Origin of the sequence: Rhizobium sp. NZLR11 (assembly GCF_019685115.1) — a bacterium.
In the GTDB taxonomy this organism is placed as follows: Bacteria; Pseudomonadota; Alphaproteobacteria; order Rhizobiales; family Rhizobiaceae; genus Rhizobium.
On the sequence record NZ_JABDWD010000033.1, the window covers coordinates 33,949 to 52,281 of the forward strand.

At 59.5% G+C, this 18,333-nt stretch carries 18 protein-coding genes and 2 pseudogenes; 7 read left to right on the forward strand and 13 right to left on the reverse strand.

All coding sequences use genetic code 11. The annotated features are described in order from the left end of the window. Positions 1-109 precede the first annotated feature (109 nt). Genes HJB83_RS32000 through HJB83_RS32010 form a run of 3 tightly spaced genes read right to left on the reverse strand, consistent with a single transcriptional unit; the run spans position 110 to position 5,602 of the window. A complete protein-coding gene (locus tag HJB83_RS32000; RefSeq protein ID WP_221159799.1) occupies positions 110-3,415 on the reverse strand; it encodes an error-prone DNA polymerase in 3,306 nt (1,101 codons plus the stop codon). Further along, entirely contained in the window at positions 3,412-4,929 is a 1,518-nt protein-coding gene (locus HJB83_RS32005) for a DNA polymerase Y family protein (RefSeq protein WP_221117866.1), read from the reverse strand. The genes HJB83_RS32000 and HJB83_RS32005 overlap by 4 nt, the downstream gene beginning before the upstream one ends. After that, entirely contained in the window at positions 4,844-5,602 is a 759-nt protein-coding gene (locus tag HJB83_RS32010; RefSeq protein ID WP_221117865.1) for an ImuA family protein, read from the reverse strand. The genes HJB83_RS32005 and HJB83_RS32010 overlap by 86 nt, the downstream gene beginning before the upstream one ends. A gap of 300 nt (positions 5,603-5,902) precedes the next feature. Between HJB83_RS32010 and HJB83_RS32015 the strand changes: the two are divergent. Continuing rightward, positions 5,903-6,675, forward strand: a pseudogene (locus HJB83_RS32015) (SOS response-associated peptidase family protein). 124 nt (positions 6,676-6,799) lie between these two features. Here HJB83_RS32015 and HJB83_RS32020 read toward each other — a convergent pair. The 4 genes and pseudogenes from HJB83_RS32020 to HJB83_RS34445 all read right to left on the reverse strand — a co-directional run. Next, a complete protein-coding gene (locus tag HJB83_RS32020) occupies positions 6,800-7,078 on the reverse strand; it encodes a hypothetical protein (protein WP_207586113.1) in 279 nt (92 codons plus the stop codon). Positions 7,079-7,087: 9 nt separating this feature from the next. Further along, a complete protein-coding gene (locus tag HJB83_RS32025) occupies positions 7,088-7,387 on the reverse strand; it encodes a DUF982 domain-containing protein (protein WP_207586112.1) in 300 nt (99 codons plus the stop codon). Between the two features lie 71 nt (positions 7,388-7,458). After that, positions 7,459-7,935 carry an Hsp20 family protein gene (locus HJB83_RS32030; RefSeq protein ID WP_221159800.1) on the reverse strand — a complete coding sequence of 159 codons (477 nt, stop codon included), beginning with the start codon at positions 7,933-7,935 and terminating at the stop codon, positions 7,459-7,461. Positions 7,936-8,107: 172 nt separating this feature from the next. Further along, positions 8,108-8,277: pseudogene (locus tag HJB83_RS34445) on the reverse strand (ATP-dependent DNA ligase); the annotation flags it as partial. A gap of 266 nt (positions 8,278-8,543) precedes the next feature. Between HJB83_RS34445 and HJB83_RS32035 the strand changes: the two are divergent. Then, positions 8,544-9,422 carry an NAD(P)H-binding protein gene (locus HJB83_RS32035; RefSeq protein WP_207586110.1) on the forward strand — a complete coding sequence of 293 codons (879 nt, stop codon included), beginning with the start codon at positions 8,544-8,546 and terminating at the stop codon, positions 9,420-9,422. Between the two features lie 141 nt (positions 9,423-9,563). Then, positions 9,564-10,037: a hypothetical protein gene (locus HJB83_RS32040; protein ID WP_409079484.1), complete on the forward strand. Its 474-nt coding sequence runs from the start codon at positions 9,564-9,566 to the stop codon at positions 10,035-10,037. Between the two features lie 155 nt (positions 10,038-10,192). Here HJB83_RS32040 and HJB83_RS32045 read toward each other — a convergent pair whose 3' ends face one another. The 5 genes from HJB83_RS32045 to HJB83_RS32065 form a co-directional block, all read right to left on the reverse strand. Beyond that, a complete protein-coding gene (locus tag HJB83_RS32045) occupies positions 10,193-11,680 on the reverse strand; it encodes a phospholipase D-like domain-containing protein (RefSeq protein ID WP_207586108.1) in 1,488 nt (495 codons plus the stop codon). A 487-nt stretch (positions 11,681-12,167) separates the two neighbouring features. Continuing rightward, positions 12,168-12,431 (reverse strand): hypothetical protein, encoded by a 264-nt coding sequence (locus HJB83_RS32050; RefSeq protein ID WP_207586107.1) that lies wholly within the window; start codon positions 12,429-12,431, stop codon positions 12,168-12,170. A 3-nt stretch (positions 12,432-12,434) separates the two neighbouring features. After that, complete coding sequence (locus HJB83_RS32055; RefSeq protein WP_221159801.1) at positions 12,435-13,244, reverse strand: Ku protein; 810 nt, start codon at positions 13,242-13,244, stop codon at positions 12,435-12,437. Between the two features lie 12 nt (positions 13,245-13,256). Then, positions 13,257-14,165: a Ku protein gene (locus HJB83_RS32060; RefSeq protein ID WP_221159802.1), complete on the reverse strand. Its 909-nt coding sequence runs from the start codon at positions 14,163-14,165 to the stop codon at positions 13,257-13,259. Between the two features lie 128 nt (positions 14,166-14,293). Beyond that, the gene (locus HJB83_RS32065) at positions 14,294-14,449 is read right to left on the reverse strand and encodes a hypothetical protein (RefSeq protein ID WP_207586104.1); all 156 of its coding nucleotides are present in this window, start codon (positions 14,447-14,449) and stop codon (positions 14,294-14,296) included. A 211-nt stretch (positions 14,450-14,660) separates the two neighbouring features. On the opposite strand from HJB83_RS32065, the gene HJB83_RS32070 reads away from it, so the two are divergent. Both HJB83_RS32070 and HJB83_RS32075 read left to right on the forward strand, forming a co-directional pair. Further along, positions 14,661-14,843 (forward strand): DUF3606 domain-containing protein, encoded by a 183-nt coding sequence (locus HJB83_RS32070; protein WP_207586103.1) that lies wholly within the window; start codon positions 14,661-14,663, stop codon positions 14,841-14,843. An 85-nt stretch (positions 14,844-14,928) separates the two neighbouring features. Continuing rightward, positions 14,929-15,165, forward strand: coding sequence for a hypothetical protein (locus tag HJB83_RS32075; RefSeq protein WP_207586102.1), 237 nt, complete (start codon positions 14,929-14,931; stop codon positions 15,163-15,165). Positions 15,166-15,296: 131 nt separating this feature from the next. Here the strand turns inward: HJB83_RS32075 and HJB83_RS32080 are convergent, their stop codons facing one another. Beyond that, complete coding sequence (locus HJB83_RS32080; protein ID WP_207586101.1) at positions 15,297-16,334, reverse strand: PAS domain-containing protein; 1,038 nt, start codon at positions 16,332-16,334, stop codon at positions 15,297-15,299. Positions 16,335-16,528: 194 nt separating this feature from the next. Here HJB83_RS32080 and HJB83_RS32085 point away from each other — a divergent pair, with 194 nt between their 5' ends. Both HJB83_RS32085 and HJB83_RS34830 read left to right on the forward strand, forming a co-directional pair. Continuing rightward, positions 16,529-17,545 carry a sensor histidine kinase gene (locus HJB83_RS32085; RefSeq protein ID WP_207586100.1) on the forward strand — a complete coding sequence of 339 codons (1,017 nt, stop codon included), beginning with the start codon at positions 16,529-16,531 and terminating at the stop codon, positions 17,543-17,545. An 81-nt stretch (positions 17,546-17,626) separates the two neighbouring features. Continuing rightward, positions 17,627-17,824 (forward strand): DUF4440 domain-containing protein, encoded by a 198-nt coding sequence (locus tag HJB83_RS34830; RefSeq protein WP_405049134.1) that lies wholly within the window; start codon positions 17,627-17,629, stop codon positions 17,822-17,824. Positions 17,825-18,333 lie beyond the last annotated feature (509 nt).

An 18,333-nucleotide genomic window follows, 5' to 3' on the forward strand; every position in this document is an offset into this window, starting at 1 on the left:
TGTTTGCGAGCAGTGATGCGGGGTCAGCCCAATTGGCACGATGGCATTGGGCCGACGGCCGCTTTGGGCCGAACCCGGTCTTCCAACGCATTCAAACTATGCCGAGCTTTCAATCCTGGATTACCGGAAATCGGGATCTAGGGAATGGGCTCGGCATAGTCTCGGGCTCGGTATAAGTCCCCTTATGCCGAATTCGGCATAACGGAACATAGATATCGCGCGTCTTCACGGCAGCCCGATCCCGGGCATCGGGACTGCCCGGCGAGCCATGGGCGAACTCATCGCCGCGACCGGTCGGAAGCTTGAATGCTTCATCACGATCCGCCAAAGCCGACAGGTCGCCGGAGAGATCGAAGAGCTGCTGGGCGACAAGGTGCACAACCTCGCCTTCCCGTTGGATGCGTCCGTTGATCGCCATCATGCTCGATCCCAGCACCACACGCCGGCGTCGCTCGAACAGTTTTGGCCAGACGACGACGTTCGCCGGGCCGGTCTCGTCTTCGATCGTCAGAAACATCACGCCCTTTGCTGATCCGGGTTTCTGCCGGACGAGAACGAGGCCGGCCGTCATCAGCCAGCGACCGTCCCGGGCAGACATCGCCTCCTCGCAGGTGACGATGCTGCGCGCCGTAAGGTCTTTGCGCAGGAACGCGATCGGATGCTGGCGCAGAGTAAGACCCGTGTGGCTATAATCCTGGATGACATTGTGCCCATCCGTCATCTGCCGCAGTTCAACATCCGGTTCCCGCTGCTCCGCGATCGACTTGCTCTCGCGCTCGGATGCCGCGGCAAATAATGGCAGCGGCTCGTCACGCAGTGCCTTGATTGCCCAGAACGCATCGCGGCGCTGCAGGCCCAGTGACGGCAAGAAGGCATCGCCCTCAGCCAGTTCCACCAGCGAAGCCGCCGGTACGCCGGAGCGCCGCCACATGTCGTCGACACTGTCGAAGGGCTGATCGGCGCGGGCGGCAATGATTCGGGCGGCATCGACCGCTGCAAGTCCTCGCACCAGCCGCATGCCGAGCCGGACGGCGTGACGATCGCTGCCTTCGATCTGTTCCAGCGTGCAATCCCAACGTGACCGATTAATGCAGATCGGGCGGATTTCGACGCCGTGATTCCTGGCATCGCCGACGATCTGGGCGACAGCGTAAAAACCCATCGGCTGGCTGTTGATCAGAGCAGCGCAGAACACGTCCGGGAAATGGCATTTCACATAGCTCGAGGCGTAGGCGATGAGGGCAAAGCTCGCTGCATGGCTTTCCGGAAATCCGTAGGAGCCGAAGCCTTCCAGCTGCTTGAATGTCTTTTCGGCGAACTCCGGCGAATAGCCGTTCCGGATCATGCCCGAGACCAGCTTCTCCTGGAACCGCGACACGCCGCCGGTGACCTTGAATGTCGCCATCGACTTGCGCAACTGATCGGCTTCGCCGCCGGTAAAGCCGGCGCAGACCATCGCCACCTTCATGGCGCTCTCCTGGAAGAGCGGCACGCCAAGTGTCTTGCCGAGAACTGCCTCCAGTTCGGGTGTTGGATATTCAGGCTTCTCCTTGCCCTCACGCCGACGCAGATAGGGATGCACCATGTCACCCTGGATCGGACCAGGTCGGACGATCGCCACCTGGATCACCAGGTCATAAAAAGTCTTGGGCTTCATCCGGGGCAGCATCGACATCTGCGCCCGGCTCTCGATCTGGAAGGTACCCAGCGTGTCGGCCTTGCGGATCATCGCATAGGTCTTGGGATCCTCCTGCTCGATGCCGGCAAGATCAATCGGTCTGCCCTTCTGCTCTTCGATCAGCCTGAACGCTTTTGACATGCAAGTGAGCATGCCGAGCGCCAGGACATCGACCTTCATGAATTTCAGCGCCTCGACGTCGTCCTTGTCCCATTCGATCACCTGCCGATCGGCCATGGACGCAGGTTCGATCGGCACGAGATCATCGAGCCTGTCATGGGTCAGCACGAAGCCACCCGGATGCTGGCCGAGGTGGCGAGGCGCTCCCATCAGCTGCTGCGCAAGCTGCAAGGTCAGCGCCAGCCGACGATCATCCGGATTGAGGTTGAGCTCTCGAAGGTTCCTTTCGTCCGCCATCTCGGCCGACCAGGACCACATGCCCGATGATAGCGCCTTGATCATGTCCTCCGGCAGCCCGAGCGCCTTGCCAACATCGCGGATGGCGCCCTTGGCGCGATATTTTGTCACCGTCGCACAGAGCGCCGCCTTCTGATGCGTATAGGTCTTGTAGATCCATTGAATCACCTCTTCGCGCCGTTCGTGTTCGAAGTCGACATCGATATCCGGTGGCTCGTCGCGTTCCTGGGAAACAAAGCGCTCGAACAGAAGATCGTTGGTCTCGGGATCGATCGATGTGATTCCGAGGATATAACAGACAGCAGAGTTCGCAGCCGAGCCCCGCCCCTGGCAGAGAATACCCTGCGAGCGGGCGAACCGGACGATCGAAAACACCGTCAAAAAATAGGGGGCGTATTTCATGGTGCGGATGAGGTCGAGTTCATGCCGGACGACTTTCAACACCTTTGGTGGCAGGCCTTCAGGATAGCGCTGCGGCACGCACTCCCAGACGTAATGCTCAAGCGAAGCCTGCGCATCCTTGCCCGGCACGATCGCCTCCTCCGGATATTGATAGGTCAGTTCTTCGAGCGAGAACCTGCAGCGATTGACGATTTCCATCGTCCGCGCCAACGCTTGCCGATAGCGGGGAAACAGCCTCTCCATTTCCTCCGGCGGCTTCAGGTAGCGATCGGCATGGCGTTCCCGCTCGAAGCCGACATCGTCGATCGTGGTCCTGGTGCGGATGCAGGTGACGACATCCTGCAGCTGCCGCCGCGAAGGCTCATGGAAGAGCACATCATTGGTCACCACCGTCTTGACCTTGAAGCGGTTGGCCATGTTCGACAGTTCGTACAGCCGCATCTGGTCGTTCGGCCGCCGGCGAAGCGATAGAGCGAGATAGGCTCGGTCCTCGAAAATCTCGGCCATCTTCCTCAGCTGCACGGCGCAGGTCTCGTCCGGCAGATCGGGAACGAGAATGCCGATGAGGCCTTCCGCATAGAGCGTCACATCATCGAGATGCAGGATGCATTTGGCCTTGCCGCCCCTGCCCTTGCCAAGCGTCAGCAATCGAGTAAGGCGCGAATAGGCGGCACGATCGGTGGGGTAGACGAGGATCGACATGCCATCAGCCAAATCGAGCCGACAGCCGACAACCAGCCGGAGGCCAGTGGCGCGCGATGCTTCCAGTGCCCGGACGATGCCGGCCAGCGAGTTGCGATCGACGATGCCAAGCGCCTGGATGCCCAGCAGCTTGGCCGTGGCAAACAGCTCGTCGGCCGAGGATGCTCCCCGGAGGAAGGAGAAATGCGTCGTCACCTGAAGCTCGGCGTAGCTCATGCGAAGATCCCATGCAGGAACCATTTGTGCGAGCCGGTCGCGGCATCGACACCGTCACCGGAGCGAAAAATCCAGAATCGTTCGCCGCTGTCATCCTCGACGACGAAGTAGTCCCTTACCGCATCGAATTCCGCGCCCCGCGTCCACCACTCGCCGAAAATCCGCTCCGGCCCGTCGGCGCGTTTCACCCGCCGGCGCTTGCCGCGCCAGGTGATCGAGACCGGCGGATGATCCGGCAGGAGCGCGATTACCTCGACGAGCTCCGGCTGGACGAGCAGCCGAACCGGCCGCGGCCAATGCAAGCTCCATGACGTTCCAGTTTCTTCAGCAACGGCGTTGACACGCTGGACGCTGCGTTCGGGCACATCGCTGGCCACTGGCGCCACGCGATAGACGCGCTGGCCGCGATTGCCGATCACGTCGATCAGCGGGGCGATATCGACGACCTCCTCCTCAATCAGCGAAGACGCCCTCTGTGTTTCGATGAGCGGTTCGGACATGACGGCGACGAGCGAGAGTTTCTCGATACCGAAACCCGGTTCGATCTTCTCGATCCGATCCTTTAACAGCTTCGTCAGCCAGGCGACGTCGCGGGCGGGTTTTGCGGTACCGGTGCGGATCGCCTGCATCGTATTGTCGACCTTGTGGACGATCAGATCCGTGCGGCGAACGCCAAGGCCCTTCTTTTGAAGCGCTTCGCAAAGCTGGACGACCAGGCGCGAGACATATTTGGCGATGGTCTCTGGCGCGCCGATCGGCTCGGCAAAGGCGCGGCTGATCTCGATGGTGTCCATCGAGCGGATTGGCTCGATCGGTTCCGGCAACCGTCCATAGATCTGGTCGAGGCGCCGGCCGATCTCTGGGCCGAAGCGAAGGGTCAGCGGTGCACGCGGCGTTGCCGACAGCTCGCCGATCGTCTGAAACCCGAGTGTCCGCAGGCTGGCAACGATCTCGGGAGGTAGCCTGAGCGAGGCGATCGGCAATCGCTCGACGAAACGTGCTGTCTCGCCACGCGGAACGATCACGGTCGCGCGCTTGCTCACCCGAGCGAGCGCATGGGCCGCACCCCAGTTGTCGGCAATCGCAACGCGCGCCGTCAGACCCCGGGCATGGAAACGGTTGACGATACCGGACAACATCAGGTCTTCGCCGCCCTGCAAGTGGTCGGCGCCTTCGGTGTCCATGACGATGCCGTCCGGCGGATCAACCGCGACAACAGGGGAATATTGCGTCAGCGCCCACAGCGCCAGCCGTTCAAGAGCTGCGGTGTCGGCGTTCACTTCAGCCTCGACCATCTGCAGGCCCTGGACGAGCGCTTGTGCCTTGGCGGCCGGCATATTGACATGAATACCGGCTTCGCGCGCCTTGTGATCCGCAGCCGTGATCCAACGCTTCGAGCCGCTTTTCGCGACGACGACAAGTGGGCGCTCAGCCGACAACTCGCCGGCGCCAGCCGTCCGTCTGATCCTCTCGATCGCGAGATCCGGGAGATAAATGGATACGACCCGTGGCATCGCACGCTCCTACGATAAACTCTGCGCACTCACCCGCTTTCACCCGCATCAGCTCAAGCAGCCACCTCGGACGTCCGACGCCCGTAACTGGCAGCTCCTCCGATGGCAGCACACTCACCCGCCACCTGGACGTCGAGGCCGTCGGTTGCCCGAAATCCGAAGCCTCCGTCTGCCGCCGCCATCGGCGGACAGCCAAACCCAGCGTGCCCGTCTTTTCCGCCGCAAGCTGCAGCCGTCTGGAGGCGACCATCGGCAGGCGAACGATCTCGCCGACGACGGCGCCCAAGCCGCCATAACCAAGGCCCTCCTCCATGGTCGCAAGGACATCCTCTTCCTTGTCGGCTTCGGCAAAGACCACACGATCGGGATGAAGACCTGCCTGCGCGAGCGCCGGGAAAAACAGGTCGGGACGCGTCAAACACCAAAGGATCTGACCCTTTGTCCGGGCCGCGATCCCGGCAACGAAAAGCGCTGCCGCTGCCCCATCGACTGTTCCCGATCCGCCGCCCGCAAACTCATGCAAGGCGCCGTAAGCAAGGCCGCCGCCTGGCAGCACTGCATCAATCTCGGAAACCCCGAAGGCAAGGCAGCCGGCCTTTCTCGCAGCACCCCTTTCAAACGAGGCGATGCGGTCGCGCAGATCGGAGATCACCCTGTCGCGGGCAGCAGTCATCGTTCACGAACCTCCTTTCAGGTCGTGTTGGAGTATCGACGTCATGTCGTTCAAATGCGGATGTTCTCTATCTGTTCCCCTCTGCTCCAAGAGTCAAGCAACCGGAAATAGGAATTTTATCCCCCAATTTTAGCAGGCCGGCAGATTCGCGTGGCGAATCATGGCTATGGGTCGCCTTGTCGATTTCCCGGCCCCGTACAAATTTTTGCCGGGGCCACAGTCTGATCATCGACGGCTTGGCATTCTGCAAATCTGTCAGCTACGATGCTAGCGGTGTTCAACGGAAACGGTCGCAGCTCGATGTGCAATCTGTACCGCATGGAAGACAAGGACTGGGTTGCCAAGTGGGCGCAGGACGCCGACAGCCTGATCAACCTGATGCCAGCCTACCAGATGAACCCGAACGAGACAGGACCGATCGTGCGCAACACCGCCGACGGTCGCAAGCAGCTCGTCCATGCGCGGTGGGGCCTGCCGTCGCCACGCTTCGCCCTCGAAAAGGAGGCCGAGAAGAAAGCTGCAAAACTTCGCGCCAAGGGCCAGGAGGTGGATTTCGAAAGGCTTGTCCGCGAGCAGCTCGACAGTGGGACGACGAATGTCCGGAAGCTGAATTTCCCGCATTGGAGAGATGGTTCGGGGTCGAGAACCGCTGCCTCGTGCCCGTCACGAGTTTTGCCGAGCCTGATCCGGCGAGCAAGCAGGAAGGCGGGAACACGCCGAATGCCTGGTTTGCGCGCGACGAGAGCAAGCCGCTCATGTTTTTCGCGGGCCTCCATGTTCCTCAATGGACCAGCGTGCGAAAGGTCAAGGACGGGCAGACGACGGATGATCTCTACGGCTTTCTGACGACCGACCCGAACGCGATCGTCAAGCCAATCCATGACAAGGCCATGCCGGTGCTGCTGCTGACGAAAGAGGAGACCGATGTCTGGATGAGGGCGGCATGGGACGAAGCTAAGGCGCTTGCCCGGCCGCTGCCAAACGATGCGATCATCGTGACCTCGCGGGAACCCTATGGAGCCACCATCATCACGAAAGCTGGGGAACCTGTCGCGCAGCCGACACTGTTTTGAATGTCTTGCGCACAGTGGGAAAACGAGCGCCTGGCAGGATTATTGCGACGGGCAGCGGTCGCTGGACCACGCCTTCAAGCGGCTCGCCAAGCCGGTGAAACGGGCCGCTTGAGCCTGCGGCCCGTCAGAGATCGTATCGCCGGTCGAGTTCTCGCAGCCCCGCGTGAACCTCATCGATCGAAATTGGTTCGGGCGTGCCTGGAAGGTGACGCAGCGCCGGTTTGGAATCGACGGCATAATAATCCGATGCCCAGGCGGCGAGGATTGTCCGTTTGTCATCAACGGAAAGTGCCGGTGCCCTCACCACATCGATCGGCCGCCGAAACTGCAGACCCTGGACCAGAACCGCTGGCCCCATCGCCATCACATTGCTGGCCACCTGCTGCAACATGTTGTCCATCATCGGTCACCCTCATCGCACGTGTGGATCTCTATCGCGCCGCGATCGAGACGCGGCTATTGCGTCGGTTGCCGGCGCCAGCAGATCGTGTTTTTCGGCAAAGGCTGCAAACAGGCCGCGCGCGGTTTCTGCTTCGATCTCGCCGCGCAACGCAGCACTGCAAGCCTTCAGCGCAACTGAGTGCGCGGTATCCCTCAGCGACGCCGGCCATTCGGAGAGATGCCGGTAGGCGTCCATCACGCCGCGGACCTGTGCCGGAAAACCGAGGCCGACAAGGATCGTTACAGGCTCTTTGAACATATCGGGTTTCATCGTTTTCCTCCTTCCAACCCGGGAACGCCAACGGGCGCCGCCACAGCGGCGCCCACCTCGATGGATTTTGATCACGCAGCCTTCTGCGCTTCGATCTGTGCCGGAGCAGCCGGCGATGCGAGAACAGGCTCGCTCTGGATGTCGATCTTCCGCGGCTTGAGCGCCTCGGGGATTTCGCGAACGAGTTCGATCGACAGCAGCCCGTTCTTCAGGTCCGCCCCATTCACCCGGACATGGTCGGCGAGCTCGAACCGATGCTCGAACGGCCGGCCGGCGATGCCGCGATGCAGGTAGCCTTCCGCGGAAGCTTCCTGCTTCTTGCCGGTGACGGTCAGAAGGTTGGACTGGAAGGTGACTTCGAGATCGCCCTCGGCAAAGCCTGCCACCGCGATCGAAATCCGGTAGTGGTCATCGCCGGTCTTGACGATGTCATAGGGCGGCCAGTCGCTGATGGAGCGGGCGCGCTGAGCGTTTTCGAGAAGATTGAAGACCCGGTCGAAGCCAACGCTCGAGCGGAACAGCGGTGCGTAGTCGTAAGATGTTGCCATAGCCATATCCTCCTTGAAGCAACATGGGTACGGGATCGCCGAAAGCGGCGCTCCCAGCAAGGCCAGCCCTGTTACCAGCGGCTGGCGGCAATCGATTTGGTTTTTGAGATTTCCGGATTCAAGGGCGCTCGCAGAAAAAATTTTGCCTTGTCCTTAGCTCTGCGTTAGCGGCTCAATCGAGCGCATAAACCGCGGCATTATTCTGGACCTCGCGCAAGCCTTTGTAGGAGGCCTGACGCAAATTGCCGTCGTCGTCCCGCCGCGGATCTCGATCTCGGCAATGAGCGTCGGGGGCGAAGACGTAGTTCTTGCCCTCAACGGCACGACGCGCGTCCGCGTCTCAGCAGATGGTTCGCAGCGCCCATCGGGCGCGCAGGGGATGGGCGACGCCTGCGCCGCCCATCCCCACAGAAAAAAGTTTCGATCTTCTGCACTGTGAGGTATTCATCACAAATCCAAAAGCGCCTGTTTAGCTTCGACGCGTCAATCCCCGGAGTTGCAAAACATCGGGTCGTTCCTCCGGTCCCTGTGCAAAGACCTCGCTGATCCCGTGCGATAGTGTCGTCTGATTCCATAGATCTTGAACAACGAAAACCAAGGAATGGCGCATGTTTGCAATCGTCGGGGCCGCCGGAAGAGTCGGCTATTCAACTTCATTGGCCTTGCGCAAGGCGGGCCAGCCTGTCAGGGCGATCCTTCGGGACGCGACAAAAGCAGCGCGGCTGCGTGAGATTGGGTGCGAGATTGCTCTCGCCGATCTGCAGGATGCGGGCTCCCTCGCCCAAGTGATCGACGATGTAGACGCCGTTCAACTCATCGTCCCGGTGTCGCCGACGGCGCCCGATCCAGCCGGAGATATGCGCCGATCGATCCAAGGTATTGCCAAGGCACTCGACCAGGCGCGCCCAAAGCGGGTGTTAGCCATTTCCGACTATGGCGCGCATGTCGCCGATGACATAGGGATGCCCAGCGTTTTCCGTGAGCTCGAGACGCGACTTACCCAGATCGATAGCCACTTGCTTGTCCTGAGATCGGCAGAACATGTGCACAATTGGAGTCGCGTTATTCCACGGGCGGTTGCCTCCGGCGACTTGATGACCTTTCAAGATCCGGTCGATATGACGCAACCAACGATATCGGCCCAGGATCTGGGCGTGATTGCTGCCGATCTCTTGCTGCGTCCCGACAGTGGAAATAACCTGGAGGTTATCCACGCTGAAGGACCACGCAGATATAGCGCCAGCGATGTTGCGACGGCGGTGAGCCAATTATCGGGCCGGCTGATTCACGCAAGGGCGGTACCTCGCTCGCAATGGAAGGAGGTATTCGAGCGGACCGTGCCAGCGACCCTAGCCGACCTCCTGATTAAAGCCAACGATGCCAAGAACATGGGTGGCTTGATCGACATCGAACCGAACGCCGGCGAGGTTCGCCGCGGCACCACGGAGCTGATCGACGCGTTGCGGCCGCTTTCTTCACCTGAGTAATGTCACCTCAGAAGTGCCGAAGGTCGAGCAAGCGACACCCAAGCCTCAAGCGGGGTCAGCCGGTGTGACCTGTTCATCGCCAGTTCATTCAGTAGGTATAAGCATCTATGCTAGAAGGCGAATGCACCCAAGGGGAATGTCATGGGACTTTTCGACGGTTTGGGCAGTATCGTGCTTCTGCCCGCCGCGGGCTCGCTCCTTGCAGCGTTCGTTCTGTCGTCGCCGGCGCACGCCTTGACCATGAAGGAATGCAGCACGAAATATCAGGCAGCGAAGGCCGACGGTTCTGCCGCCAACGTAAAGTGGAACGATTTCCGCGCCAAGTTCTGTGGAGCGGACGCTGCCGCTGACGATAAGGCCGACGAGGCGGATGTCGCTAAGACAACCGACAAAGAGCCGGCGAAGCCGACGACCATGGCGCCGAAAAGCGTCAAGTTCCCGAAAGCGGTCGACAAGAAATACTCTAGTGAGACGCCGGCCAAGGGCCGCCTTCACACCTGCGTCGACGCCTATCACGCCGCCAAGGATGCTGGATCGCTCGGAGATCTGAAGTGGATCCAGAAGGGCGGCGGCTATTGGAGCCTCTGCAACACGAGCATCAAGGCCGCTGGCTGATCGAAGCTGCCTTTAAGTTTCGGAAGACAAAGGCCGCTTCCGCGAGCGGCCTTTTTCTTTTCTCGTTACTGCCGAAGTAAGAACGCCCTGGCAGGTGCGATCGGTTGGCTTTATGGTTCTGTCTGTCTCCACTGCTTCATAACTGACCAGCCTGGCTAACCGCGGCGCAGGGACGGAACTTTGAGCTTTCCGCGGAAAAGGCCTCGTTTTTCGATCGGTTCGAACACAGCGTCCGGACCTTCTGGGTCCAGAATTTCGTTATCTGCGAGCCATTCCGCAAGGTCCGAAATCTCCGGCGTGAGATATGGGAGCAACGTACGCGAGGCGGGCTGCGCGCCGGGCCCCGGCCTCGTTCTGACTTCTTCAATTGCGCCGATCAGCGATCCACTCCGCTCGACGATTGCCGAGAACTCTTCCACTCCGGTACCAAGGTGCTCGGCGAGCATGTCGTTTCTCAGGTGCAGCAGCCGTTGCGCAAGAGCATCCGAGCCCTGCGCCTCGAACGCCACGTCGCACTCATTGTCGAACCGCATGGACCGGTTATTGAAGTTCGACGAACCGACACGCATCGCCTGGTCGTCGACAATCATGAGCTTGGAATGGACGTAGACGGGAGCGCCCTGCGCCGTTACGGGATGGTAGATGCGAAATCGGTTGCGCCGGTCGTGCCGCCGCAATGATTCCCGCAACCTGGCACGGGCGGTGTCCATTGCGAGCGAACCAAGCCAGTTATCCGCCTCAACCGGATTGATCAGGACAATTTCAGGGCAATCTATTTCCGCGAGCCTGCGCGCCATGGCCTGAGCAACGATGCGGGACGCGAAGTATTGGCTTTCGGCATAAATGACGTCCCGCGCCGACATGATCATATCGACATAGAGCCTCTCAACCTCTGTCACGCGCTGGCGACCTTCATATTCAGGACTGGTTCGCGAGATCGCGAGATCGACGGCCCCAAAGGCTATCGCCCCGTCGACCCGGGGAAATGCCTGATGCCACTCGGCAGGTTCCAGCTCTTCGCCGCCCGCGAGCTTCCACCGTTCCCGGCAAAGGTCGCCCAGAGCACGCGCGGCCGGGCCGATGCAGTAGCTGGACGCGTCGTGCCACGGGCCATAGAGAACTCCGTTCGGCCGCTTGCGCCGCTGATCGTTGTCGAGGTGCTCGCGCGTGTCCCAACGATCCGTGGTGACGTCTATGCCGCCGCAAAACGCGAGGCTGTCATCGACGACCAGAATCTTCTGATGGTGCGAGCTGCCTACCGGGTGGTTGCCGTCCAGCCTGACTGAAATACGCGGGTGCAGTTTCCAGCGCAGCAAGTATGGAACATTCGAAAACTTGGCCCAATTCGCCAGAAAAGCAGGATTCCAAAGGAGCAGTCGGATTTCAAGATCTGAATTTCGCCTCGCGAGCCAGAGTAGAAAATCACCGACTGCGCGAGGCCCCTCTTCGCTGACATCGGGGTGTCCGAGAGTGACACGAGCGTCGAAATCCCAGCCAACCAAGAAGATGGAACGCTTCGCGGCCTTCATTGCTGCACGCGCTGCGGCAAAATAGCAGTCCGCATCAATCAGTAAAGCAAACTCGTCGGCACGCTCGATCCGCCAGCAATTTTCGGGCGGGTTTAGCAGCGGCTGCGGCGCCATTCGTTCTCCAATACTCGAGTTAGGCTTCAAGCACGGACATAGAGAGGACACTTAACACGCGGATGCCATGACATGTCTCACAATTTCCCTCTCTCAAGCGTAACGAGGAGCCCGTGATCGTAGTTCCCGTTGATCAGGACGCTGGCGACTTCAACAACGGGCAACATCGGGGGAACGGTCTGTGTGCGATGCCCGTTCGAAATGATCCGGCCGGCCGCATGAATCGGACGCGTGTACGGTCGTGTCAGGACGCGTGTCCCGAAACCGCTTGGAACAAAGACGCTCGCTCGCGTGCTCTTGTGACCATCAGGCCATCAGGCCCGCGATCGAGCCAGATTTCGTGGACCAGTTCGTTTTTCCTCGCGAGGCCCTACTTCAAAAACCACCTCTCGAAAGAAAGGCGCGATGGCCGCAACGGGCGACGGCGGACTACCGTTCAATGGCATCGAGGCTGCGTATTGCCTGCGACTGGGATATGTCACGTGCGCTAATGAGGGGTGCCGATCAGTGGCTGGATGTCGTCGAAGTTGCCGTTGCTGGCGGCATCGTACGCATTCAGGCTCCTCCCGCCGCCGCGCGTCCCAAACTCCGTCAACTGCACCAATATCGCCCGAGCGCGCTGTACCGCTGTCCCTTCGTCCAGATACCCGCCGTCGGCAACGTGGACGGCGACCGCGTCGCCATCGTCGCCGACGAAGTCGATCCGCCCGCCAGTGTGTTGATGGGCCACTTTGGTGTCTGTCAGATGCATGACTCACCCCGCCTTCCGACCTTTGAGGTCCGCCTGGATGCTCTTTTTCAATGCGTCCATGATATTGACGACGTTCGATGCGGGCGCTGTCGCTGTTTTACCCTTTGCGGTCTTCTTGGGTTTAAGCAGCTTCTTCTTTTCCTCGATCAGCTTCAGCAGGCTGGCCTGGATCGGGTCGCTGACCATATTCGTCGTCCAGCGGGCTGACTTCTGCTTGATGAGTTTCTGGACAAGGGGAATGAGATCGGGATCGGCTTCGGCCTCGATGTCCTCGAAGTAACTCTCCTCCGGACGTACTTCGTCGCCGAACCGCAGCGACCACAGAACAATGCCTTCGTCGCGGGGCTCAAGGATGACGGCACGCTCGCGGCGGCCCATGACGAGCTTCGAAACACCGACGACCTTGTCGGCCTTCATCGCGTCCCTGATCACGGCAAAAGCCTCGTTCCCGACCGCGTCGTCAGGCATCAGATAATGAGGCTTCTCCAAGTAGACCCACTCTATGCTGTCGGCCGGGACAAACTTTTCGATGTCGATGGTTTTCACAGTGTCGAGCGCCACCCTGTCCAGATCGTCGTCGGTGAGGATCACGTAGTCGTTCTCGCCGCGTGCGTAGCCTTTGGCTTCGTTCTCGTCTTTCACAGGTTTGCCCGTGACAGAATCGACGTACTGCGAGACGACCCGGTTTCCTGTATCGCGATTGAGGGTGTGGAAGCGAACCTTCTCGCTCTCGCTGGTCGCTGGGGTCATCGCAACGGGGCACGTGACCAACGAGAGTTTCAGGTAGCCTTTCCAATAATAACGCGGTGCCATGGGTCAATCTCCTCAGCTAGCCTTGCGACGCGGGGTGGTTCCAGCAGAAGCGGTCTTCGAAGCTGGTCCGCGTGTGGCGCGCTGCCGGCCAGTGCCCTGATTGGCGTTGGCGGCAGTGCGCTTCGGCTTGTCCGCTGTGGCCTTCATCATCCCTGCGCTTTCGCGCAGGGCGGCGAGAAGATCGTTCGGCTTCGACACTTCGACCTTCTTCGGCTTCGGCAACGCCTTGCCCTCGATCTTCGCCTTGACCAGGTCGGCAAGAGCGGCTTCATAGCGATCATCGAAGGTCGCAGGGTCGAAGGTTCCCTTTTTGGTGCCGATGATGTGCTTGGCTAGATCGAGCATCTCCCCCTCGATCTTGAGCTTGGGGATTTCCTCAAAGGCCTTCTTCGAATCCCGTACCTCGTAGTCATAGTTCATGGTCGTCGCGATAAGGCCTTTGCCATGCGGCCGTATGAGCACGGCCCGCATTCGCCGGAAGAGAACCGTGCGCGCTATGGCGACGACATTCGACTTCTTCATGCCGTCGCGCAGAGCTGCGAAGGCGTCGCTACCCACCTTGTCAGGGGTCAGGTAGTAGGGCTTGTCGAAATAGACGTCGTCCACATCTGAGCAGGGAATGAAGGCATCAATCTCGAGGGTCTTGTTGCTTTCAGGGATCGTCGCGGCAACTTCCTCTGGATCGATGATAATGTACTGGCCAGTTTCGACCTCGAAGCCTTTTGTCTGTTGCTCCTTCGGAACCGGGTCCTCTGTCTCGCTGTCGATGAAGATGCGGTTCACCCTGTTCCCGGATGCCTTATTGATCGTGTTGAATGTAATGCGCTCTGACGTGCTTGCCGCCGTATAAAGCGCTACTCCGAAGGAGACCTCACCGAATTTTACGAAGCCCTTCCACTGCGCGCGATGCCCTGTTGCCATGACGTTTCTCCGAATCACCTTGTCGCGACTCAAAGACGTCTCAGGATGATTCGTTCCGACTCGAAACGAATCATTTTTCAATAACTTACAGAATTGCGTTCACAGATTGATTCCGGGTTGAAAGCATATCAGAAGTTACGCCATGCGCTTTGCGCGGAGCGTCCAACCGAGCGGCGAGGAATGAACGGCAACACCGTCGTCCTCTTCTTCCATCCGAAGCTGGTCACGATCCAATCCGGCGGCACGATCCCTGGCAGTTCTTCGGTGCAGAGAAACTCGGTCAAGGCGTCGCCAGTAACGAGACTACCGCGTGATTCCCGCCCGCAATGCTTCAGTGTCCATAGGTTACCGCTCGTCATCCTGATCCCGCTCGTCCGATAATGCATAGCGGGTTTAGTGTCGCTTCAGCGCAGCATGACGGACATTGTTGTTTCCGAGGAACCACTGGAATCGTAGCGAGTTTCTTTTTGCGAACCTTCATCAAGGAGAAACCCAATGGCAAAGACACAGACTTCCCGAGGCCGCGTACAAGATCGCGCCCGCGTAGCGGGCGGCCAGGATCACGAGGTGAAATACGAAGCGGAGAAGGAAGGCGTCTCCAAGGATACCGTCAAAAAGGCGGTCAAGAGCGCCGGAAACTCCCGAAAGAAAGTCGAAGCCGAAATCGGCCGACGCTGATCCGTGTGCTGACGCTCTCAGGGTCTCTCGACCCGGCGACCTCTTGCCTCGCCACGTCGAGGCAGGAGCCTTTATGAGGTCTTCGATGACAAGGGGCGCTCCAAACGACTATCGCATCATGTCGAAAGCTGTCCGGGAATGGTATCGGTACTATGAGGTCGAATGGGACGATCAGGCGTCCTCGTTTCTCTGCGATGCGGCGATCGAGCTATACGACCGCGGCTGCCGATCGGTAGAGGAGATGGCGACGATCTTGATCGGGACCTATGTGGGGCTGGCCGCCACTCGAATCAACGCGCCATCTTCCGACTCTTTGCACTGATTCCTATGATCCGTGGCAACCGGATGGCCCGATATTCACGAGCGCCCTCGGTCCCACTGCCTGGTGACGGCCGAAACCCAAAATGGCGGGCGACCTCAACAAGCCCGTAGAAATCCGGCCCAGGGCGTGCGCTATCGGGTAGTTGAGCCGACAGAAGGTACCTCGATCTCAATAAGAAGCCCATCATTCGTCCAGGTTTTCTCGACACGCCCTTTCAGCTGTTTTTCAACCATCGCGCCGACAATCACCGTGCCAAAACCTTTTTTGGTAGAGGTCGGCGCCGTAGCAACACCCGCCTCCTGCCAGCGAAGCTTGAAGCCGGCGCCGGACGGTCCGTGCATCCAGCTGATTGAGAGCCTGCCTTGTGGCGCGGCAAGCGCACCGTGGCGAGCCGCATTGACGGCGAGCTCGTGGAGAACGAGCGCGACCGGTTGGACAACCGGCGCCGGCAACCTGACATCAGGTCCGCTAAAGACGGCACGGGTTGCCGAAAATGGCGTGACCTGCAACCGCACGAGTTCCTCGACCGAAATACTCGCCCATCGTCGTTCAGCCAACAAATTATGGGCACGGGCAAGCGCCTGCACGCGGTGCTGGATAGCTGCTGCATAAAGGGCTGGATCATCGGCGTTGCTGAGGCGAACGATACTGTCAACAATGGCGAGGACATTCTTCGACCGGTGATCGACCTCCATGAGCAGGCGATGCTCGGAAGCTTCCAGCGCCTCAATCCGCCGGTACTCCGTCATGTCGATTTGCGACCCAAAGAAATACAGGATTCTTCCATCATCGCCATGGATAGGGCTCAGGTGCACGCGATTCCAGAACGGCTCCCCGCTTTTCTTATAGTTCAAGATTTCGACGCTGGCCTCGCGCTCGTCGGCGATGCCCGCTCGAATTTCGGCGACAGCGATCGGAGATGTCGCCGGACCCTGAAGGAAACGGCAATTGCGGCCCAACACCTCTTCCGCGGAGTAACCTGTCAGTTCGAGGAATGATTTGTTTGCCAGCACGATCGGCAGATCCGGCCTACGTGCGTCGGTGACAACCATCGGCATCCTTGTTCGTTCAAACGCGATGGCTGCCAGGTCTTTTCGATCAACCAAGGCTGCTTTTGACGATGCCGAAGGCAAATCTCCGTGCAGTTTTCTTGTTAAATGGCTGGCCATGCTTCCACGCTTTATCAGACGTCGACAAATAACGTCACGCGTGTTCCTTTGTTTCCCACGCTGATCATCTTTTCAGCTCAGATCGATGGCTTCCTTACGCGAACATCACGGCTTCGATGGTAATGCGGCGATGTCGGGTATAGTGTTGAGAAAGATCATCCGCTCATGACCTGATGGATCAGGCGAAACATGTCATGAACCCTTTTTCCAATTCCAGTCGCGCCAGGGAACGCTTCCTCGAAGCCATCCTCCAGAGTGCCATCGAATATGCGATCATCTCCGTGGATCTCGATCACAGGGTGACCACATGGAATGAGGGAGCGCGCAGGATCCTTGGATGGGACGAGGCTGAAATCATTGGCCAGCCGGTCGGCGTAATTTTCACACAGGCAGACCGCGAGACTGGGGTTCCCCAGCGGGAAATGACCGCTGCTTTGATCGATGGCCACGGAGACGATGAACGCTGGCACGTTCGAAAGGACGGCTCGTTATTCTGGGCATCAGGCCAGCTCATGACGCTGAGGTCGGATGACGGCGAACTCGAAGGATTCGTAAAGATCCTCAGGGATCGAACGGAGCAGCGTGAAAATGAGCAGCGACAGCACGTCCTCATGCACGAGCTCTCGCACCGCATCAAGAATACGCTGGCCGTCGTTCAGGCAATTATCAGCCAGTCATTCAGAAGTGCCGGCAGCATGAAGGATGCGGAGCAGTCGATATCGGCGCGCGTCAACGCCTATGCCCACGCGCATGACATTTTGCTGCAGAAGAACTGGCTGTCAGCGACCATGGACACGATCGTCGAGGCGACCGCAGTCAATCTCGGACTTGGGTCGGACCGTCTCAAAGCAAGTGGTCCCACAGTCACGCTGAACCCCCAGGCGGTGTTAGCGTTCTCTCTCGTGCTGCACGAGCTTGTCACGAACGCGACGAAGTACGGGGCCCTGTCGGTTGATACCGGAGTGATCGAAATCGAGTGGTCTCTGCGTCAGGAAGCGGGCGCCGACCACCTCACCCTCCGTTGGCGAGAGCGCGGCGGTCCGACGGTGGAAGCGCCGAAAAGGAGGGGCTTCGGCTCCCGGCTCATCAATTCCAGCCTGTCTGCGTTCGGAAAAGTCTCTGTTGATTATGCCCCGACAGGCCTGATCCTCAGCCTCGACGCGTCGCTCCAGAGCCTGCAAGATCAAAATTGCTCCGACTCTCCAATGTAGGTGCGGCGCCACCCTTGCAAATATCTGCTCCGCGCACGCGAGAACGATGACGCCGACCATCGAAGCCTCCGATGGCCGGTCATGGCGCCTGGTATCGCTCCTAGCCTTGAGGAAATCCAGTCTCTTGAAGAAGCTCTTCACCGCCAAGAGATAAGCGGTTGCAGGGAGGCGGTCGAGATTTTGCTCGCGGAAGGTTTCGTTGAGTTTGGAGCTTCTGGCAGCGTATACGACCGAACAACGATCATCGATCTTCTTGTGCAAGAGGGCGGTCACCGATGAAGGCGATCTCCGATCAGTTGCACCACACAGACGTCAAGGCAAGCTACGGCCTGATCGTGCCTTGATGGAAAAACATTTGCCACTTGAGCCCGTCGTGTTTCCAGACGGAGCTTCGCAGCACACGCCGCTTTGAACCATTTGGATAAGAGCGCTCTGTCTCGTAGGTCAGAAGCACAGCGTCATTCGAGATAGGCTTCACGCTGGTCAATGCTGGCACCTCATAGGTATACCAACTGAATTTACCAACGGTGCAGCTCCATGCAACCATCGGGCCTGCGTTTCTTCGGTGCCGCTTGCTCCATAATGCGGGAAAAATTCGAGTGCGGCGGCCGGCAGTTTGTGCGAGGCCTGCTAGTCTGGCCCGACGTCGTAGAAGCTGAACCGTTCGTGTACGGCCTCCGAGAGCATCTCTAAGGCTTCCTGGGATCGCGGCGCGGGGATTCGCATCTCGGCCGATAATACGCGCAGTGTGCTGCGCCATTTATTCCCGTGGCTGGAAGCCAATCGAT